The organism is Bacillus sp. MMSF_3328 (assembly GCF_030733525.1).
GTDB lineage: Bacteria > Bacillota > Bacilli > Bacillales > Cytobacillaceae > Bacillus_AB > Bacillus_AB infantis.
Window position 1 is genome coordinate 74368 of record NZ_JASHIV010000016.1, and the last position, 17584, is coordinate 91951.

The following is a 17584-nucleotide window of genomic DNA, read 5'->3' on the forward strand; positions in this document are numbered from 1 at the left end:
CTAGCCCACCACCTTTATGCCTTTTTTCCAGACGGAATGGACATGATTGACCCCGAACAAATATTGCAGTTCCCGGTAGTCCTTCACATTCCACAAGACAATATCTGCCTGCTTGCCTTCTTCCAATGATCCTATCCGGTCTTCTCTCCTGATGGCGCATGCTGCATTATAGGTTGCAGCTGTCAATGCCTCTGCCGGCGTCATCCTCATCAGGATACAGGCAAGATTCATGACGAGGGGCATGGATGTTGTCGGCGATGAACCAGGATTGCAGTCTGTTGAGATTGCTACAGGCACCCCTCTGTCAATCATCATCCGCCCTTTGGCAGCTTCCTCCCGCAAATAAAGAGCCGTTGCCGGCAGCAGGCAGGCAATTGTACCTGCCTTTGCCATCGCCTCAATGCCAGCTTCCGAAGCCTTCAGCAGATGTTCTGCCGAAACAGCTCCCATCTTGGCAGCCAGCTCTGCGCCGCCATAGGACTCAATCTCATCTGCGTGTATCTTAGGAAGCAGCCCGAACTTTTTCCCGGCCTCAAGAATCCGCTCTGCCTGTTCAGGAGTATAGACTCCCACTTCGCAGAATACATCATTGAACTCTGCGAGCTTTTCAGCAGACACCTCCGGCAGCATCACTTCAATAATATAATCAACGAACTCATCTTCCCTTCCTTTGTATTCCGGCGGCACTGCATGTGCCCCCATGAAGGTCGGGACAATATCAACATGATGCTGTTCATTCAGTTTTTTCATCGTCCGCAGCTGCTTCAGCTCGGTTTCCAGCTCCATTCCATAACCGCTTTTTCCTTCTACTGTTGTAACTCCATGAGCAAGGAAGGAATCAAGGCGGACAGCAGTCTGCTCCAGCAGCTCCTCTTCCGATGCCTCCCTTGTCATTCTAGCTGTTGCGTGGATTCCGCCGCCGCTGTTCATGATATCCATATAGCTGGCACCTTCCAAGCGCATTTCAAACTCCTGTTCCCGGCTGCCGCCATATGCTGCATGAGTGTGGGGATCGATCAGTCCCGGAGTGACAAGCCGGCCGGAAGCGTCAATAATCTCTGCATCCTTCAGGATGGCAGCATATTTTTTTTCGATTTCCCCTGCTGAAGCTGCTGCCAAAATATTATTGCCCTTGATCAATAAGCTTCCGTTTTCAATCAGTCCGAGCTCTGACATATCACTTTTTGAGCGCGGACCTTTCACGCCTGAGGCGAGAGTCGCAAGCTGAGAGGCATTTTTAATCCATAAGATCCTGCTGCTCATGCCTGGTCACTCCCCTTATCAAGCATTGGCATTCTAATACCTTTTTCTCTCGCAGTTTTCTTTGCCAATTCATATCCAGCATCAGCATGACGGACAACTCCCATGCCGGGATCAGTAGTGAGCACCCTTTCAAGGCGCTTTTCAGCTTCCTTCGTGCCATCTGCAACTATGACTACACCCGAATGCTGGGAGTAGCCCATCCCGACTCCGCCTCCATGGTGAAGGGAGACCCAAGTAGCGCCGCCAACTGCATTGATGAGCGCATTGAGAATCGGCCAATCTGAAACAGCATCAGACCCGTCCAGCATGGATTCGGTTTCACGGTTCGGAGAAGCGACCGAACCTGAATCCAAATGGTCCCTGCCGATTACTACCGGTGCACTCAGTTCCCCGCTCGCGACCATATCATTAAGAATCTTGCCGAATCTGGCTCTTTCTCCGTAGCCAAGCCAGCATATGCGGGATGGGAGCCCCTGAAACTGGATTTTTTCCTGAGCCATCCTGATCCAATTGCATAAATGCTCATTATCGCTGAACTCTCTCAGGATAGCCCGGTCGGTTTTAAAAATATCCTCAGGATCTCCTGAAAGAGCCGCCCACCTGAAAGGTCCTTTTCCTTCACAAAACTGCGGCCGGATATAGGCAGGCACGAACCCGGGGAAAGCAAAAGCGTTTTCCACCCCTTCATCTTTTGCCACCTGGCGGATATTGTTTCCATAGTCAAAAGTAATCGTGCCATTTTCCATCATATCGAGCATAGCCCTTACATGATCTGCCATGGAAGATTTTGACCTTCTGACATATTCCCCGGGGTTCCCTGATCTCAGCTCCTCAGCTTCACTAATAGTCATGCCGGCAGGGATATAGCCATTCAGCGGGTCATGGGCAGAAGTTTGATCTGTCAGGACGTCAGGCATGAAATTCCTTTGCAGCATTTCCGGTAGGATTTCAGCAGCATTTCCTAAAAGACCGATGGACAGTGCTTTTCCTTCCTGCTTTGCCTGCACAGCCAGGGAAATGGCATCCTCCAATGAATCCGTTTTCATATCCGTGTAGCCTGTTTCAATCCTTCGGTCAATTCTTGTCTCATCCACTTCTATCCCGATGCAGACACCGCCATTCATCGTAACAGCGAGCGGCTGGGCCCCGCCCATGCCCCCGAGGCCTGCTGTTACAGTAATAGTGCCTTTAAGGGAACCTCCAAAATGCTGATTTGACAGCTCGGCAAAAGTCTCATATGTCCCCTGTACAATTCCCTGGGAACCAATGTAAATCCAGCTTCCGGCGGTCATCTGCCCGTACATCATAAGGCCCTTGCGGTCAAGCTCATGAAAAGTTTCCCAATTGGCATATGCCGGCACGAGGTTAGAATTGGCAATCAATACACGCGGAGCATCACTATGCGACTTAAAGACGGCTACGGGTTTGCCTGATTGGACAAGGAGGGTTTCGTCATTTTCCAGCTTCTTTAGCGTCTCTACTATAGCATCAAAGCTCTCCCAGTTTCTGGCCGCTTTCCCGATCCCCCCGTAGACGACCAGCTTATCAGGCATTTCTGCTACATCCGGATCCAGATTATTCATTAGCATCCTCAAGGCAGCTTCCTGCTGCCAGCCTTTTGTATTCAGTTGGTTCCCCCGGTATCTTTTCACTCTCTCAGCAGCTGTTTCCATCACTATTCCCTCCTGTTATAGTTTCTTTCATTTTACTTCTGGCCAGGAGGAAATTAATTTATAATCTGTTGATATTTTTACAAATGATTGCAGTTCAAAGATACTGAGGTAGACATAATTATGATGAATTTCAAAAATTTCAATTATACTTAGTTTTCCGCCTATAGGAAGCGGGTGTGGAAGATGCAATGGATTTAAACTTGGACGAAAAATAAGAGGGATGTGAATAGCCACACATAGCCGCAATTCTTTCAATTGGCAGATCTGTCTCAATCAGAAGCCGCTTTGCCTCACGGATCCTGATCTGGTGAAGCCTCTCGCGGAAGGTCAGTCCTTTCTCGGCAGCAAACCGCCGGCTCAATGTACTTTTATGTATTCCCAGGGATTCCGCACAATCTGATAAATTCCAGCCCTCGTTCCAGTAATTTGACTCTATTAGTTCTTCGGCTATTTCAACAGCCGGGACAGGATCAATAGCTTTGCGGCTATATTCCTCAAAAAGCCTGGCCGCAAATTTCTCCAGTTCATTGACAATCTCATGGATGGTCGGCGAATGGACAATCTTCTGAAAAACACGGTGGTAATTTTCCTCCAATATATCCGACTGCAGCTGATAGGTTTTCATATATCTTCTCGCCTGAGCAAGCACACTTGTCAGCCGGACCCTCACCAGCTCTGGATCAGGATATGGGGATTCAAGGGCAAGGAACTCCCTTTCACACCACAACCGAATGGCTTTTACGTCTCTTTTTTCAAGCATTTCTATCCATTCCCTCTGCTCGACCGGTGTCAGGAGAGGGTCCATTTCCTTTGTTAAAGACGGATGATTTTCTGAAATGATAATGTCATAGCCTTCAAAGAAGATCAGTTTGGTCAGCATCCGTACATGCTGGTAGGTATCCTTCAGTGATTGTGGTTTCCTGGTTTGATATACGATAACAGCAAGCGGGACAGGAAAGCTTTTTTTCCAAACCGCCATGAATGAGTGGAACTCGTCCAATGCCTCTCCTCCATATGGTGAAGTGCGGACAAATAGGACGAACTCTGACAAGGCGAACACTTGGCCGGCTTTAGCCGCAGTGCGGCTGCTCAATAAGCTGTATAATGACTCAAGCGCTGAGCTGTCAGGCGTCAGGAAAGCAGCCATGGTCAGACCCCTCTCCTCCTCCCCATTTGTGACAAACAAATCCGGATAGCCGGGTTCCTGTAATTGCGCTTGTCCGGCTTGCCCCTGCTCCGGCGAGTTCCTCAGCTCATACCTGATCTGCTGGACAGCCCTGATCAGTTCTGAAGAAGAAAAGGGCCTGAACAGCACATCCTCTCCCCTGTATTTAAGTGCGCGGTAGGCTGTCTGAAAAATCCTTTCAGAGGATATCCCCAGCCAGCATAATCTTTTACTCTTGAATTCTTCCGCTTCTTCGCCGGAGAATTGTTCCCAGCTGTCCATATTGATAATGACCAGTCCCGGTGAACCGTGTTCGATGGCAGCCAAAAAATCACGAATGTTTTTCCAAACCCTGAGATCTATCCCGCTTAAATGGGATTCCAGCACCCAGCGTATCCCCTGAGCCTCCAGATCATCTTTCGGAACTAAGTGAATGAGCATTGGAGCACTCCCTTCTCTGCCTCTCATGACATTTGCTTTGTATGATTGGACTACTTGCCGGCAATCCGGCTCTTCGTTATTTTCCCCATAGTGCATGGGATTTGCGATATAATATATATATCATGAAAATATCCAACACAGTTAAAGAAGGCAAAAAAATGAAAGCATATCTATTTAATTTTGCAGGCGGGAGGATTGTCAAAACCGGGATTGCTGTTTTTCTAACAGCCTTTATCTGCCATTTGCTGGATTGGCCTGCAATGTTCGCTGTCATAACAGCCATAGTAACAATAGAACCAACAGCTGCTGACTCGATAAGGAAGGCATTCATCCGCCTTCCCGCTTCTGCCATAGGAGCAGGTTTTGCCGTCTTTTTTGCATTTCTGTTCGGAGACAGTCCGTTTTCGTATGCATTCGTTTCCCTTGCAACCATCATTGCCTGCCATAGACTGAGGCTCTATGAGGGCACCGTTGTCGCTGTGCTCACCGGAGCTGCAATGATCTCAACTGTTCACGACCATTACGCAGCTTCTTTTTTCATACGTCTGGGCACAACCTGCACAGGCCTGATCGTCTCTACTTTGGTCAATATCTTTATCATGCCTCCGCAGTATTCTAAGACTATTACATTGGGAATAGACTCAGCTTTCGAAAAGGCTTCCTCTATTTTAATGACGGTATTCACCCATATCTCAGGTTCCCCCCGTGATAAAGCAGGAGTTCTCGAGGATTTCCAGAACCTGTCAAGGGATACGGACAAAATTGAAAAATTGTGCCTGTATCAGAAGGATGAGTGGAGGTTTCACCGTTTTACCCGCAAAGAAATACGGTGCTATAGACTTGAATACAAGAAATTAATTATTCTCCGGCAATTGATTTATCATATTGGCAACCTTGTTTACCTGCCAAAGTCCCGCTTTAGCCTGGATCTGAAAACCAATGCTGCGGCTATCCCGGTAATGGAAACCGTTTCATTCATTTTCAAGGATAAAGGCTTTATGCCGGCTGAGGATTATCTGGAGCAAGTAAATGCGCTCACACAATGGTTCAATGAACAGAAAGAAACATTTGCCCCGGCTGATTTGCAACCGCATCAGCATCATCATATCTCACCTGCGGCTGCGGTTTTATATGAGATCCTCTCGTTGCATGATCTTGCCGAAGAGCTGATCCATATCAGGTCACTTGAGGAGCGGAGTAAAGAGCTGCTTCAGCTGGCAAATGATACAGCCAGTGAAGGCAGATAATTTTTTAAAAAAAATATAAAAAAATAGTGTACAAACATAATTATTATGCTATAATAAATTCAGTTGCTAGTAAGCGGTTGTGGCGGAATGGCAGACGCGCTAGATTCAGGTTCTAGTGGGGGCAACCCCGTGGAGGTTCAAGTCCTCTCAGCCGCATAAAAGATTCACTAAGTAAAGCGATTTGCAGATGCAAATCGCTTTTTTCTATTCTTACAATAAAAATAAAGGCCAGCCCACGGGCTGCCCTTATTTTTCTGTTACAGAAGTTAAATGCATAGTATCCATATTGCCGGACTGCATAAAGGCTGCAAGATAATTGTAAATCTCTGCCCCAAGGATTTTGTAACCCCATTCGGTCAAATGGATTCCATCGGCCGAAATTAATTCTGCCAGGTCACCCGCCTGTTTTAATGCAGATCTTACATCGATTTTCAACACATTCAGTTCATCCGCAATTTTATTCAGACTCTGATTATATTTTCCATGCCAGTGCTCTATCCCGCCAACTCTGCATATCCAGCCGCTGATCTGTGAACTGAACTTGCCTGAAATATTCTCGTAATAGCGGACCGGATCAAGCGGAGGCAGGGTCAGGAGAATGGGAGTGATCCCGCTGTCCTTTACTTTCTCTATCATATATCTTAGATTGTCTGCATATTTGTCCAGCGGAACTGAAGCCCTATGTTCGCCGCCCGGATTTTGCGCGACCTCTTCCCATGAAAAATTGCAGTCATTGCCGCCAATGCTGATGATGGCAAAATCAGGTTTCTCATCAGTAACATCCCGTTCAAGCCTTGACAGCAGAAGATTCGAATTATCATTAAAGACACCTTTGTTCAACACTTCAATATGCAGTCCCGCTTCACCTGCACTATTATTTTTGAATAGCTCCTGGAGAACCGCTGGATAATTCTTTTTTAAGATTCTCAGCCGCCCTTTTAGGTAGGACACTCCGCGGGTTAGACTATCACCAAAGCAAACTATTTTCATGATGGACACCCTCTGTATTTCAAACTTTATTTTAGAATAGCATATTAGCCCGTTTAAAACGAATACGGTGTTCGGGCATTCCTCAAAAAAAAGGCTCAGCCAGGGGCTGAAGCCTTAAATCCTTATTGGCGGTAATTCTCCTGGTCCTCTATCCTTCCTTCATCATTATGGATAATAGCCATTGTCCCCGCTTCCTTCGCCATTTCCTTTGCCTTGTCCACAGCTTCGGACTTGGAGCCTGTTGTCAATTCCGGCTCATCTTCGCCTTCCTTTTTTACAGCCCAGCCTTCTTCATCATTTGGCACAACATGGAAATTCGCTTCATCTGTCCCTGCACGATCCTGGAAATACTGATTGCGGTCATCGCTGTTTTTATTATCTGCCATATGATCAGCCTCTTTCATTTAAATTTTTTATCCACTACACTATTACCCTTTCATTTTTGAAAAAAACACAGCCGGCACTATTCCGTCAAAAGAAAAAAGCCAATCAAAAGACTGGCTACTTCTTTTCGACACGGATCAATCCGTCCCTCATATTGTCTTTCTCAAAATAACAGACTACTGTATCCTCTTTTTTTATGATGATGTTCTGATCCAGGTCATCCAGTGTAAAAGAAATGCCCAATCCATCAGCAGACTTCCCATAGTATGTCCCTTCTTCAACCTTGGTAATTTTATATTCAAAAGAAACATAGTCTTTTTTCTCTTCTACGTTGGCATTTGTCTTTTTTGCATCGAAATCGAATGAGGAAATCAATACAAATAAAACAGCAGACAGCAGTGATAAAAGAATTAATCTTTTAGCCATATGTATCCCCCCATGGACATAGTTTAAGCATCAGAAATTTTCAGATTGACGCATTCTGCTTTTCTTTTCCCTGATTTCCTGCTGCCAAAACCATAATGATGAATTTTGAAGTTTTTATCATACTGCTGTTCCTGCCTGAAGGAAAGTGTCAAAAGACATAGCAGTGCCTATTTTTATAACAAAAAAAACTGGGCCTGCTATTGCAGTGCTCCAGCTTTTCCATTTTTACCTGTATCCTCTTTTTTAAGAAATATAAGATACATGATCATTGATAGCAATACTGATATTGCTGCAGTTAAATAAATGCTGCCATAGCCGAACCAGTGGCTGATCTGCCCGAATGCCATTGCTCCAATCCCTACACCAAGATCAAAGAAAGAAAAGAATGTTGCGTTGGCCATTCCCCTCCTGTTCCTTGGTGCCTGTTCAATCGACCATGCCTGCAGAGCAGGCTGCACACTTCCAAATCCGAGTCCATAGAGCACTGCAGCGAGATATAAAATGCCGGTGCCCGGCAGCCATGAAAGCAGGACCATAGCGATTAATATCAGAAGAGCGCCTGGTACAAATATAGCTTTATGTCCCTTTAAATCATAAACCTTCCCGGCAAAGGTCCTTGTCAGCATAATGGATAGAGCATAAATAAGGAAATACCATTGAATTCCGCCGATGCCCTTTTGAGCTGTATAGAGCGGGAGGAAGGAAGCAATGCCCCCAAAAGTGACAGTAATAAAAAACAGCAGGACGGATGGTTTCAAGGCGCTTTTCTCATAAAAGTCCCATTTTACCGGAGTTGCAGCGGCCTGGCTTTCTTCTACTTTTTTATAGCGTATCCGTGATGAAAGTAGAAGAGCGGCACCGCCAAGTGCAGCACAAATTAAAAACAGCTGCTTGAATGTCAGTATTCCTGCAAGGGTGAGTCCCAGCGAAGGTCCAAGAGCAAGGGCGATATTGCCTGAAAGGCCATAATAGCCCATACCCTCCCCCCTTCTTTTAGGCGGAATCAGGTCACTTGCAATTGTCCCGGAAGCAGTAGTGGAAAATCCCCAGCCCACGCCCTGGATAATCCGTAATAGAAATAAAAATATGATTCCCGGTACGAACCCGAATCCTCCCACTGCAAGAATAAAAATAAAAAGGCCGAGCAAGTAAACCCAGCGCCTTCCTTTTGTTTCAAGAGCATGGCCGGCATAGGGCCTGAGAAGCAGGGCAGAAAATGTGAAAATACCGACCACGAATCCAATCAGCTGGTCGTTGCCTCCAAGCTCTTCGACAAATAAAGGGATGGTAGGCAATGTCATCTGAAAGCCTAAAAACACAAAAAAATTGGCAATGCAGATCAAGACAAAATCCCTTGTCCAAATTTTATCTGCACCTGAATCCTGCCGGAGATCCACTTTGCTATTTTCTTCATCCATAAATGGTTCTCCTCTCTATGTAAAAATCACCCTTTATTTTACAGCAATCATGAGCAGCTGCCTAATAAACGGCCTTTCTATTTTATATTTTGTACAGCAGCATGAAACTATAACGGAAATTCCGGGAAAATATGTTTAGCAGCCGGAAAAGACGGGTATATAATGCGGAACGGTTTCCTGAACCGCTGTCATACATAATACTTTTACAGGTAATTGCTTCCCCGGCCTGTCTGAATTAAAACTGTTTTATGAGGAGCTGAAAATGCTCCCTTTCCTAAAGGAGATAGTGAGAATGTCAATTTTAATAGTGGATGACAACCAGGTGAATTTGTTTGTAGTTGAAAAAATTCTCAGGAATGCCGGCTATGAAGACTACCGGTCATTTACCTCGGCTAAAGACCTGTTCAAGCACTTGGAAAACGCGGGGCCCGCTTTTGCCCAAAACACCGCGGATGTCATCCTGATGGATATTATGATGCCTGAAATGGACGGGATCGAAGCATGCAGACGCCTCCAGGAGAATCCGCTGTACCGTGACATCCCTGTCATATTTGTCACCGCCCTTGAGGATTCCCAAAAGGTAGCAGAGGCACTGGATGTAGGCGGCATTGACTACATAACAAAGCCTATCAATAAAGTGGAGCTTGCAGCCAGATTAAGAGTAGCTTTAAGGCTTAAGGAAGAAAAAGATTGGCATAAAGAGCACGAAAAGAAAATAAGGGATGAATTGGATCTTGCTCAGCAGGTCCAGCACAATCTTTTGAGCGAAATGGTTCAGGAGGATCACATACATATTAATGCTTCCTATATTCCGGCTTTTAAACTGGCAGGAGATATGTATTATTGGCATAAGATTGATGAGAACAGGTATGCTGCCATTGTTTTGGATATGATGGGGCATGGCATTTCAGCCTCCCTTGTCTGCATGTTCATCTCTTCTGTCCTGAGGGACGTTATCAGGAATTTCAGCGAGCCTGAAAGAGTAATCAAAGAGCTGAATAAATGGATGGTTATGCTTGAGAAAAAAAAGAGCGGACTCCACTACTATTTTACAGCTGTATACCTGGTGATCGATACAAAGAAAAAAACAGTAGAATACGTTAATGCCGGGCATCCGCCATGCTTTGCCCTTGTGGATGGTCGGGAGACAGTCCCAATGAAAAAAGGAAGCTGCGCCATTGGCTTTTGGGAAAACATAAAAGTCGAAAAATCTATCATTGAATACGAAAAGAGCATTCAAATCCTTTTATATACCGACGGGGTGATGGAAGCCATTGAACGGAAGTTTGAGGATGGCATTCCCTTGCTGGCAGAGGCTGCGGGCAGGAAATGGGACAAAGAAACAATTGATGCGCCCATTAATCTTGTCATCCCAAAAGAGCTCCAAGCATGCCAGCCGGACGATATGTGTGTCGTCATGATCCAAGCCAAGGCGGAAAGCGAACAGGTGCTGAAGCATCCGGCCATTGAAGCCGCACAGAAATATTCTGCTGCCGGGCTTGCTTAGAGAGATGCAGACTGGCCAGCAGGGCTGCACCCAATAAATTACCATGGGTTGCAGCAAAATGTCCTGTCCTGTCCCAAAACTATGTAAAATATCAAATGGAAGGGCGGAACCATCATTGGTTCCGCCCTTCTTATTCTGAATTTCTGCCTAACGATTCAGGCAATCTCCTTACTTTTTCGTATATAATCTCTCTTTGCCATCAAACTCCGCATAATTTTCCTTTGAACGTCCGATTCTCAGCGTTTCTTTGTTTCCAAGTCCCAGGAACCCGCCAACAGAAAGACTCTCATGAAATAGGTCAAGGACATCCTGCTGCAAATGAGGTGTAAAATAAATCATTACATTTCTGCAGATGATGACATGAAACTCATTGAAAGAGCCGTCAGTCACCAGGTTATGCTGGGCAAATATCACATTTTTTACAAGCTCCCGGTGAAAATAGGCATTGAATTCGTCAGTAGAATAATATTCTGAAAAAGCCCTCTTCCCTCCCGCCTGGATGTAATTCTTAGTATAAGTCTGCATCCTGGCAAGGGAAAATGTCCCGCTCTCTGCCTGTTTTAAAACATTTTCGTTTATATCGGTCGCATAAATCCTGGTTTTGCTGCCAAGTCCCTCTTCTTCCATTAATATTGCCATAGAATAAGCTTCTTCCCCTGTAGCACAGCCTGCATGCCATATCCGGATTTCCGGGAGAGCTCTGAGACGGGGTACAACCTTTTCACGAAAAGCTCTAAAAAAGGACGGGTCCCGGAACATTTCTGTCACACTGATGGATAAATCGTCCAATATTCTATTAATGAAGCCTGGATAGTGCAGGACTTTCTCAGTGAGCCTGCTGATTGTCGGAATCTGCTCCAGCCTCATTCTATGCTGTATCCTTCTTTCCACAGAGGAGCGCATATATTGGCGGTAATCATAGCCGGAAATCAGGTAGACCGCCTCAAGGAGCAGATCCATCTCAATTTTTTCCCGTTCATCCGCCTTAAGCACATCCTTTTTCACACATATGCCCCTTTCCAATTTACTTTGAAGCTTTTGTCAGCCACACCCGCATGACGGACAGGAGCTGATCAAGCTTCAGGGGCTTGCTGATATAATCGGATGCACCTGCATCCAGACATTTCTGCTTGTCCCCTTTCATCGCTTTTGCAGTCAATGCAATGATCGGCATTTGTTCAAGTCCATCCATGGATCTCAGCCGCTGCATTGTTTCATACCCATCCATAACAGGCATCATAATATCCATCAGAATAATGTCAATATCCCTTTTCTGCCCGACCATTTCCAGGCATTCCTGCCCGTTCTGCACTGTGGTAACTTCCATGCCCTCAGCTTTAAGCGCTTTTTCAAGCGCATAGATATTGCGGTTGTCATCATCACATATTAGCACAGATTTATTCTTAAAGATATGACGGATTTCCTTTGAAATTCCCGCAGGAACTTCCGGCTCCTCCACACCCGTGTCTGTAATTGTTTCTTCTGCGGCAGCCGAAGCGGCTATTTCGAGGTGTGCTGCTGCAGTATGCTGTTCTTCCTCAAGGCCATTAGGAAGGCTAGGTATAAACAGTGTAAAGGTACTTCCCTTCCCTTCCTCGCTATCCACGAATATCCAGCCTCCCAAAAGCTTTGCAAATTCCCTGCATATGGAAAGGCCAAGCCCTGTGCCTCCGTATTTCCTTACAGATGCACCATCTCCCTGCTGAAATGCTTCAAAGATGATCGACTGCTTGCTTTCAGGAATGCCTATTCCTGTATCAGACACTTTTATCTCTGTCCAAAAATCAGTTTTTGATTTTAAAGGCAGATTTTTTGTCTTTTCAGGATCAGCAAGATTTACTTCGATCGAAACAGAGCCCTTCTCTGTGAATTTAAAGCTGTTAGAAAGCAGGTTCTTGATAATCTGCTGGAATCTTTGCTGATCAGTATACATGATTCCGGGAAGGTCTTCAGCAATTGAAATATTAAAGTCCAGATTCTTCTTTTGTGCAAGGTGGCTGAAATTATATTCCAGATAAGAAGGCAATTCGCTCAAATTCATCTCTTCAAAGAGCATATCCAGCTTTCCGGCCTCAATCTTAGATAAGTCCAGGATGTCATTAATGAGAGAAAGCAGGTCTTTTCCTGATGAGTGGATTACTTTAGCTACTTCCTTTTGCTCCTCAGGTATCTCTTCACCCTGCCCCTCTGACAGCATTTCTGACAACAGCAGGATGCTGTTCAGCGGGGTTCTGAGCTCGTGCGACATATTGGCCAGGAATTCAGATTTATATTTTGAGCTCAATAACAGCTGTTCTGCTTTTTCTTCAATATCCTTATTGGCCTGCTGCAGATCCCGGGATTTTTTTTCTGCATCTCTTGTTCTTTCTTCAAGCTGTTCATTGATCATCCTAAGCTCTTCCGATTGCGACTGCAGCTCTTCTGACTGGACCTGAAGTTCCTCAGACTGAGTCTGGAGCTCTTCTGACTGTACTTGGAGCTCTTCTGTCATCATCTGGGATTCTTTTAACAGCCGCTCGATTTCCATTCTTCCGAGCACACTGTTGACTGTAATACCGAGCGTATCCAGCAGCTGTGTCAGAAGCTTCTCTTCAAGAGCTGTGAACTCCCTGATGGAAGCAAACTCTACGACTGCAGTGACATTCCCTTCAAACAGGACCGGGGCAATCAGTATGCTTTTAGGCTTCATTTCCCCAAGTCCGGAACTGACAAGAGAGTAGTCGTCGGGAATCTCCTTCAGCACCCTGGTCCGCTTATCCAAGGCTGCCTGTCCGATGAGTCCTTCGCCAAGGTAGAATTCCTCCCTGCCAGCATCTTTTCCATCTCCCGCATAGCTCGCCTGCTTAAAGAACTTCATGTCCCTGCCTTCGCCATTGCGCAAATAAAACGCCCCGGCAGAAGCATCCAGAATAACAGCTGCTTCTGCTATAAATTTTTCTCCCAGAGTCCTGATATCCGTTATATCCTGGTACATCGTAGCGATGTCTGCAATATTCGTCTGCAGCCAATTTTGTTCAGATATATGTTTCGTATAGTCTTTTTCTTTTAAACTATAGTCTTCAAGCGATGCAGCCATCTCATTGAAAGCAAGACCGATTTCGCCTATTTCATCCTTTGTATTAATTTCTACCCTGGGAAGGGAAGAAAGATCGGCATAATTCACCCGGGATATGACATTGATTATCTTTTTCAGGCTCATGGATGTGCTTCTAATCACCCAGAAAGCCGCTGCCACGACAGCAGTAAGACAAAGGATGGACCCTGCTATAATGCTGATTATCATTTGATCATATGTATCACGCGACTTCTCCACTGAAGCACCCATCAGGCTTTCCTGAAAAGCACTGAAGTCAGATAAGTCTTCACTAAGGCTGTCTCTCTGCTCCTGACGGCTTTCCATAAGCCTCCGCAAATCTGCTGCAGGTACATCACCATCCAGCGCCCTTATCAGATCATCCTCTGTGTTGATCAAGGCGGAGTATTCAATCTGGATCTGCGTGAGCAGATCCCGTGCCTCCTCACGATTGAGGCGGTCCTCAAGAAATGCTATGCCCTGCAGAATTGCGTTTCTGTTTTCCTCAATTCTCTCTTTGCTTTCCGCATCGGCAGCCTTTTCACTGTTAATCAGCTGCAGAATCACCTGGTCAGACTGGGTAAATCCCTGCCTGATTTCACCAGCTGTTTTAACTTTTTCATATCTGTCCTCAGTGATTTCCCTAAGGTTGCTTCTCATCCCATTCATAAAATAAACTGTCAAGAATAGGATCGCTGCCACAAATAGCATAATGATCCCAAAACCCAGGAACTGTTTCTTTCTAAAACTCATAATTTCCCCCCTAATTCAGCACTGAATGCCTATAAATAGAAAAGCGGACAGAATCCGACCTCTTTTTATACCCTTTCTTTTATGTTTCAAACATCTTTTTAAGAAAAAAATAAAAAAAACCGCTCACTTTTGAGCGGCGTCCATCTTATTTTTCCAGTAATTCTCCAATTTCTACTGTCGACCTTTCTTCAAGCGGACCTCTCAAATGTACTGTTGCAGTCCGGCCATCTTCATTGAGGCTGTCAATCCATACTGATGCGCCATTATAAGTGACTTCAATGTCTGCAGATGAAGAAAGGATCTGTTTCACACGGTTTGCGTTCAAAGCAATCCCTCCAAAAAAGTTTTGTCGGTTTAGCATTTCGCAGCTGGAAGATATTTATTCCTGTTCACATCAGCTTTGATATAAAGGCAGTTGCAATGCCGAAATAAACGAATAGCGAGATAATATCATTCAAGGTTGTAATCAAAGGCCCGGAAGCCACTGCCGGATCAATATTCAGCTTATAGAGGACAAGCGGCACTATTGTCCCCGCTAGAGTTCCTATAATCAAGGTGATAATAAGAGAGCCGCCAACCACCAGGCCCAAAAATCCATTACCCTGCCAGATATATGCGATCACAGATATCAGAATGCCGCAAGTCACCCCAATAATAATCCCGACAGCAAGCTCCCTGAGAATCAGCTTTGCTGCAAGCTCCCGATCAACATCTCGGCTGATCAGCCCCCTTACAACAACTGCGAGAGATTGTGTTCCTGTATTCCCTGTCATCCCGGCTATCATCGGCATAAAGAAAGCCAGTGCAACCACCTTGGAAATCGTCTCTTCAAAGCTGCTGATGATCGATCCCGAAACAAGTCCGATAAATAGCAGCAGAATCAGCCATGGCAGCCTCCGATAGGCAGCCACGAAAGCTTTAGTGTCAAAATCAATCGATTTTCCGGAAGCTGAGAGCTTTTCAATATCCTCTGTAGCTTCCCTGATAACCACATCAATGATATCATCCACCGTAATGATGCCTACAAGCCGATCATTCTCTTCTACTACAGGCAGTGCCAGGAAATCATAGCGTTCAATCAGCATGGCTGCATCTTCCTGATCCGTTTCCGCATGAACAGAAATCACCCTGCTGAACATAATATCCCTAATCTGTTCATGAGGCTCTGCTAGAATCAAATCTCTGTAAGAAACAACTCCTGTCAAACGTTTGTCTCCATCTATCACATATAAGTAATTGATTGTTTCCGAAAATACAGCAAAAGATTTCATTTTTGCAACTGTTTCACTGACCGTATAGCTTTCCGGAATCCACACAAACCGGTTCGTCATGATCCTGCCTGCTGTTTCAGGCGGATAATTCATGATGCTCTGGACAATCTGGGATTCCTCCTGCTTCATACCAGCCAGGAGCTCCTCTATCCTTCCAGGTGAAAGGCCTTCTAAAAGCAAGGCCAAATCGTCATTATCCATCAGATCCATGACCTGGCCCGATTTTTCCACACCAAGTTTTACTAAAACTCCATACTGTTCGTCCCTTTCAAGCTCTTCAAGCAGATCTGCAATCTGTTCGGGATCAAGCAGAAGGATGAATCTCGAGCGATGCTTCTCCGGAAGCTCCTCATACAGCCTGGCAATATCATAAGGCTGCAATTCCGCAATCAGTCGCTGGAATTGCTGTTTATCCGCTTCTTTTAAATGTTTGATCAATTTTACCAAATATTGTTCATCAATCATCAATTATCAACCCCTTTGGCTTCGCTTCTACTATTCCCCATTTCTGTCTTCGCAAAGCCAGCCGCAGTTTAATCCAATTTTCTGTCGTACAAACCTATATTGCTGAATAGAATTGTACAAGCAGCAAATGAAAAGGAGTTGTTTTTTTTGAGCATATTTTTAAGCTATATCTTTCTAGGGCTTTCCCTGGCAGCTCCTATTGGCCCTATAAATGCAGCTCAGCTGGACAAGGGTATCAAAAACGGCTTTTTCCACGCCTGGCTTGTCGGATTGGGAGCAATGATAGCAGATGGAGTATATATGGTTGCCGTCTACATGGGGGTCGTGAATTTTCTTGAGATTCCTTTCGTAAAATCATTTTTATGGCTTTTTGGTTTTTTTGTGCTCGTTTATACAGGAATTGAAAGCCTTTTAACAGCAGGAAAGGTAGTATCAAACGACCGCCTTAAAGACGAATCGGCAGCAAAGTCTTTTATTTCCGGCTTTCTTATGTCCATTTCCAATCCCCTGACCATTCTTTTTTGGCTTGGCATATATGGCTCTGTATTGGCTAAAACAGCCGCAGAATATGATAAAAGCCAGATATTGATATACAGCTGTGCAATCTTTATAGGGCTGCTGTTATGGGATTTGACAATGGCAGCGGTAGCAAGCAGCTTTAGAAGGTTCATGACCAGCAGGATACTCACGCTCATTTCTATCTTATCCGGACTCTCCCTTATCGGATTTGGACTTTATTTCGGGTATGAGGCATATAAGCTGTTTTTCTAACAATCATAGAAGTTCAGGAAAGTGCAGTCTCCCTGGAAGCTGAAAAATTAGCGGTGATTGATGTGGAGATCAGAATAGCGTTCATTTTGCTGTAAGCATAGCAGATTGGACGGTTGGTTTGGTGTAAGTGATTCTGTTCGCGACTCTGCAGGGGATGCTGCTGCTGGCACTAGTCAGATTTATGGCATATGGTAAATTAAATGGGGAAGTCGGTAAATTAATCTTTCAAATGGTAGAATAATCCGCAAATTCGGTAGATTATCGGGCCAATTGATGAGATTCACGCTTTAAGCCGCTGGTCTCCCCATTATTGCAATCTAAAAACCAGTTGGTCCGCCCTACGCGCTTTTTACAGCTAAATTCAGGAAATTTGCAGCTGGCTTTAGTTGGATTTAAGGCAAATGGTAGATTAAAAGGGAAAGTCGGTAAATTAATCTTTCAAATGGCAGAATAATTCGCAAATTCGGTAGATTATCGGGCCAATTGATGAGATTCACGCTTTAAGCCGCTGCTCTCCCCATTATTACAATCTAAAACCCAGCTCGTCCGCCCGCCCGGCCGATAATTTTTACTCAAGAGCAATCCTGTTTATATAAACTTCTCCTTTTCCACTAAAAAATCGCAAAAAAAAGAACAGTCACGCAGACTGTTCTTTTTTTTGCCCGGCAGCGTCCTACTCTCACAGGGGGAGAGCCCCCAACTACCATCGGCGCTGAGAAGCTTAACTTCCGTGTTCG

The 17584-nt window shown here is 45.1% G+C and carries 14 protein-coding genes, 1 tRNA gene and 1 rRNA gene; 4 read left to right on the forward strand and 12 right to left on the reverse strand.

Translation table 11 applies throughout. From position 1 onward, the window contains the following. The 3 genes from hutI to RBB45_RS20240 form a co-directional block, all read right to left on the reverse strand. Positions 1–1263: an imidazolonepropionase gene (gene hutI / locus RBB45_RS20230; protein ID WP_306010262.1), complete on the reverse strand. Its 1263-nt coding sequence runs from the start codon at positions 1261–1263 to the stop codon at positions 1–3. Further along, positions 1260–2936 carry a urocanate hydratase gene (hutU, locus tag RBB45_RS20235; RefSeq protein ID WP_306010263.1) on the reverse strand — a complete coding sequence of 559 codons (1677 nt, stop codon included), beginning with the start codon at positions 2934–2936 and terminating at the stop codon, positions 1260–1262. The genes hutI and hutU overlap by 4 nt, the downstream gene beginning before the upstream one ends. Positions 2937–3075: 139 nt before the next feature. Beyond that, entirely contained in the window at positions 3076–4542 is a 1467-nt protein-coding gene (locus RBB45_RS20240; protein WP_306010264.1) for a response regulator transcription factor, read from the reverse strand. A 158-nt stretch (positions 4543–4700) separates the two neighbouring features. On the opposite strand from RBB45_RS20240, the gene RBB45_RS20245 reads away from it, so the two are divergent. After that, entirely contained in the window at positions 4701–5789 is a 1089-nt protein-coding gene (locus tag RBB45_RS20245; RefSeq protein ID WP_306010265.1) for an aromatic acid exporter family protein, read from the forward strand. A 73-nt stretch (positions 5790–5862) separates the two neighbouring features. Beyond that, positions 5863–5945 (forward strand) — tRNA-Leu (locus RBB45_RS20250). A 90-nt stretch (positions 5946–6035) separates the two neighbouring features. Here the strand turns inward: RBB45_RS20250 and RBB45_RS20255 are convergent. The 4 genes from RBB45_RS20255 to RBB45_RS20270 all read right to left on the reverse strand — a co-directional run bounded on the left by RBB45_RS20255 (position 6036) and on the right by RBB45_RS20270 (position 9007). Continuing rightward, complete coding sequence (locus RBB45_RS20255; RefSeq protein ID WP_306010266.1) at positions 6036–6779, reverse strand: SGNH/GDSL hydrolase family protein; 744 nt, start codon at positions 6777–6779, stop codon at positions 6036–6038. Positions 6780–6901: 122 nt separating this feature from the next. Beyond that, a complete protein-coding gene (locus tag RBB45_RS20260) occupies positions 6902–7165 on the reverse strand; it encodes a DUF2188 domain-containing protein (protein ID WP_022544061.1) in 264 nt (87 codons plus the stop codon). Positions 7166–7280: 115 nt separating this feature from the next. Continuing rightward, a complete protein-coding gene (locus tag RBB45_RS20265; protein WP_009795548.1) occupies positions 7281–7589 on the reverse strand; it encodes a hypothetical protein in 309 nt (102 codons plus the stop codon). A gap of 197 nt (positions 7590–7786) precedes the next feature. Continuing rightward, entirely contained in the window at positions 7787–9007 is a 1221-nt protein-coding gene (locus RBB45_RS20270) for an MFS transporter (protein ID WP_306010267.1), read from the reverse strand. A 292-nt stretch (positions 9008–9299) separates the two neighbouring features. Between RBB45_RS20270 and RBB45_RS20275 the strand changes: the two genes are divergently transcribed. After that, on the forward strand, positions 9300–10514 hold the full coding sequence (locus tag RBB45_RS20275; RefSeq protein ID WP_009795545.1) for a fused response regulator/phosphatase: 1215 nt from the start codon (positions 9300–9302) through the stop codon (positions 10512–10514). 168 nt (positions 10515–10682) lie between these two features. Here the strand turns inward: RBB45_RS20275 and RBB45_RS20280 are convergent, their stop codons facing one another. The 4 genes from RBB45_RS20280 to mgtE form a co-directional block, all read right to left on the reverse strand. Continuing rightward, positions 10683–11474 carry a CheR family methyltransferase gene (locus RBB45_RS20280; RefSeq protein WP_083783141.1) on the reverse strand — a complete coding sequence of 264 codons (792 nt, stop codon included), beginning with the start codon at positions 11472–11474 and terminating at the stop codon, positions 10683–10685. 64 nt (positions 11475–11538) lie between these two features. Beyond that, positions 11539–14340, reverse strand: coding sequence for a sensor histidine kinase (locus RBB45_RS20285; RefSeq protein ID WP_306010268.1), 2802 nt, complete (start codon positions 14338–14340; stop codon positions 11539–11541). Between the two features lie 145 nt (positions 14341–14485). Then, positions 14486–14665 (reverse strand): H-type small acid-soluble spore protein, encoded by a 180-nt coding sequence (locus RBB45_RS20290; protein ID WP_022544063.1) that lies wholly within the window; start codon positions 14663–14665, stop codon positions 14486–14488. Between the two features lie 64 nt (positions 14666–14729). After that, positions 14730–16076 (reverse strand): magnesium transporter, encoded by a 1347-nt coding sequence (mgtE, locus tag RBB45_RS20295; RefSeq protein ID WP_009795541.1) that lies wholly within the window; start codon positions 16074–16076, stop codon positions 14730–14732. Positions 16077–16223: 147 nt separating this feature from the next. Here mgtE and RBB45_RS20300 point away from each other — a divergent pair, with 147 nt between their 5' ends. Beyond that, a complete protein-coding gene (locus tag RBB45_RS20300; protein ID WP_022544064.1) occupies positions 16224–16847 on the forward strand; it encodes a LysE family transporter in 624 nt (207 codons plus the stop codon). Between the two features lie 660 nt (positions 16848–17507). Here RBB45_RS20300 and rrf read toward each other — a convergent pair. Then, positions 17508–17584: ribosomal RNA gene (gene rrf / locus RBB45_RS26440) — 5S ribosomal RNA — on the reverse strand; the annotation flags it as partial.

Excerpts from the sequence above, each read along its gene's own strand:
- hutI (WP_306010262.1), bottom strand. The coding sequence starts at position 1,263 with ATGAGCAGCAGGATCTTATGGATTAAAAATGCCTCTCAGCTTGCGACT.
- hutU (WP_306010263.1), bottom strand. The coding sequence starts at position 2,936 with ATGGAAACAGCTGCTGAGAGAGTGAAAAGATACCGGGGGAACCAACTG.
- RBB45_RS20240 (WP_306010264.1), bottom strand. The coding sequence starts at position 4,542 with ATGCTCATTCACTTAGTTCCGAAAGATGATCTGGAGGCTCAGGGGATA.
- RBB45_RS20245 (WP_306010265.1), top strand. The coding sequence starts at position 4,701 with ATGAAAGCATATCTATTTAATTTTGCAGGCGGGAGGATTGTCAAAACC.
- RBB45_RS20255 (WP_306010266.1), bottom strand. The coding sequence starts at position 6,779 with ATGAAAATAGTTTGCTTTGGTGATAGTCTAACCCGCGGAGTGTCCTAC.
- RBB45_RS20260 (WP_022544061.1), bottom strand. The coding sequence starts at position 7,165 with ATGGCAGATAATAAAAACAGCGATGACCGCAATCAGTATTTCCAGGAT.
- RBB45_RS20265 (WP_009795548.1), bottom strand. The coding sequence starts at position 7,589 with ATGGCTAAAAGATTAATTCTTTTATCACTGCTGTCTGCTGTTTTATTT.
- RBB45_RS20270 (WP_306010267.1), bottom strand. The coding sequence starts at position 9,007 with ATGGATGAAGAAAATAGCAAAGTGGATCTCCGGCAGGATTCAGGTGCA.
- RBB45_RS20275 (WP_009795545.1), top strand. The coding sequence starts at position 9,300 with ATGTCAATTTTAATAGTGGATGACAACCAGGTGAATTTGTTTGTAGTT.
- RBB45_RS20280 (WP_083783141.1), bottom strand. The coding sequence starts at position 11,474 with ATGGATCTGCTCCTTGAGGCGGTCTACCTGATTTCCGGCTATGATTAC.
- RBB45_RS20285 (WP_306010268.1), bottom strand. The coding sequence starts at position 14,340 with ATGAGTTTTAGAAAGAAACAGTTCCTGGGTTTTGGGATCATTATGCTA.
- mgtE (WP_009795541.1), bottom strand. The coding sequence starts at position 16,076 with ATGATTGATGAACAATATTTGGTAAAATTGATCAAACATTTAAAAGAA.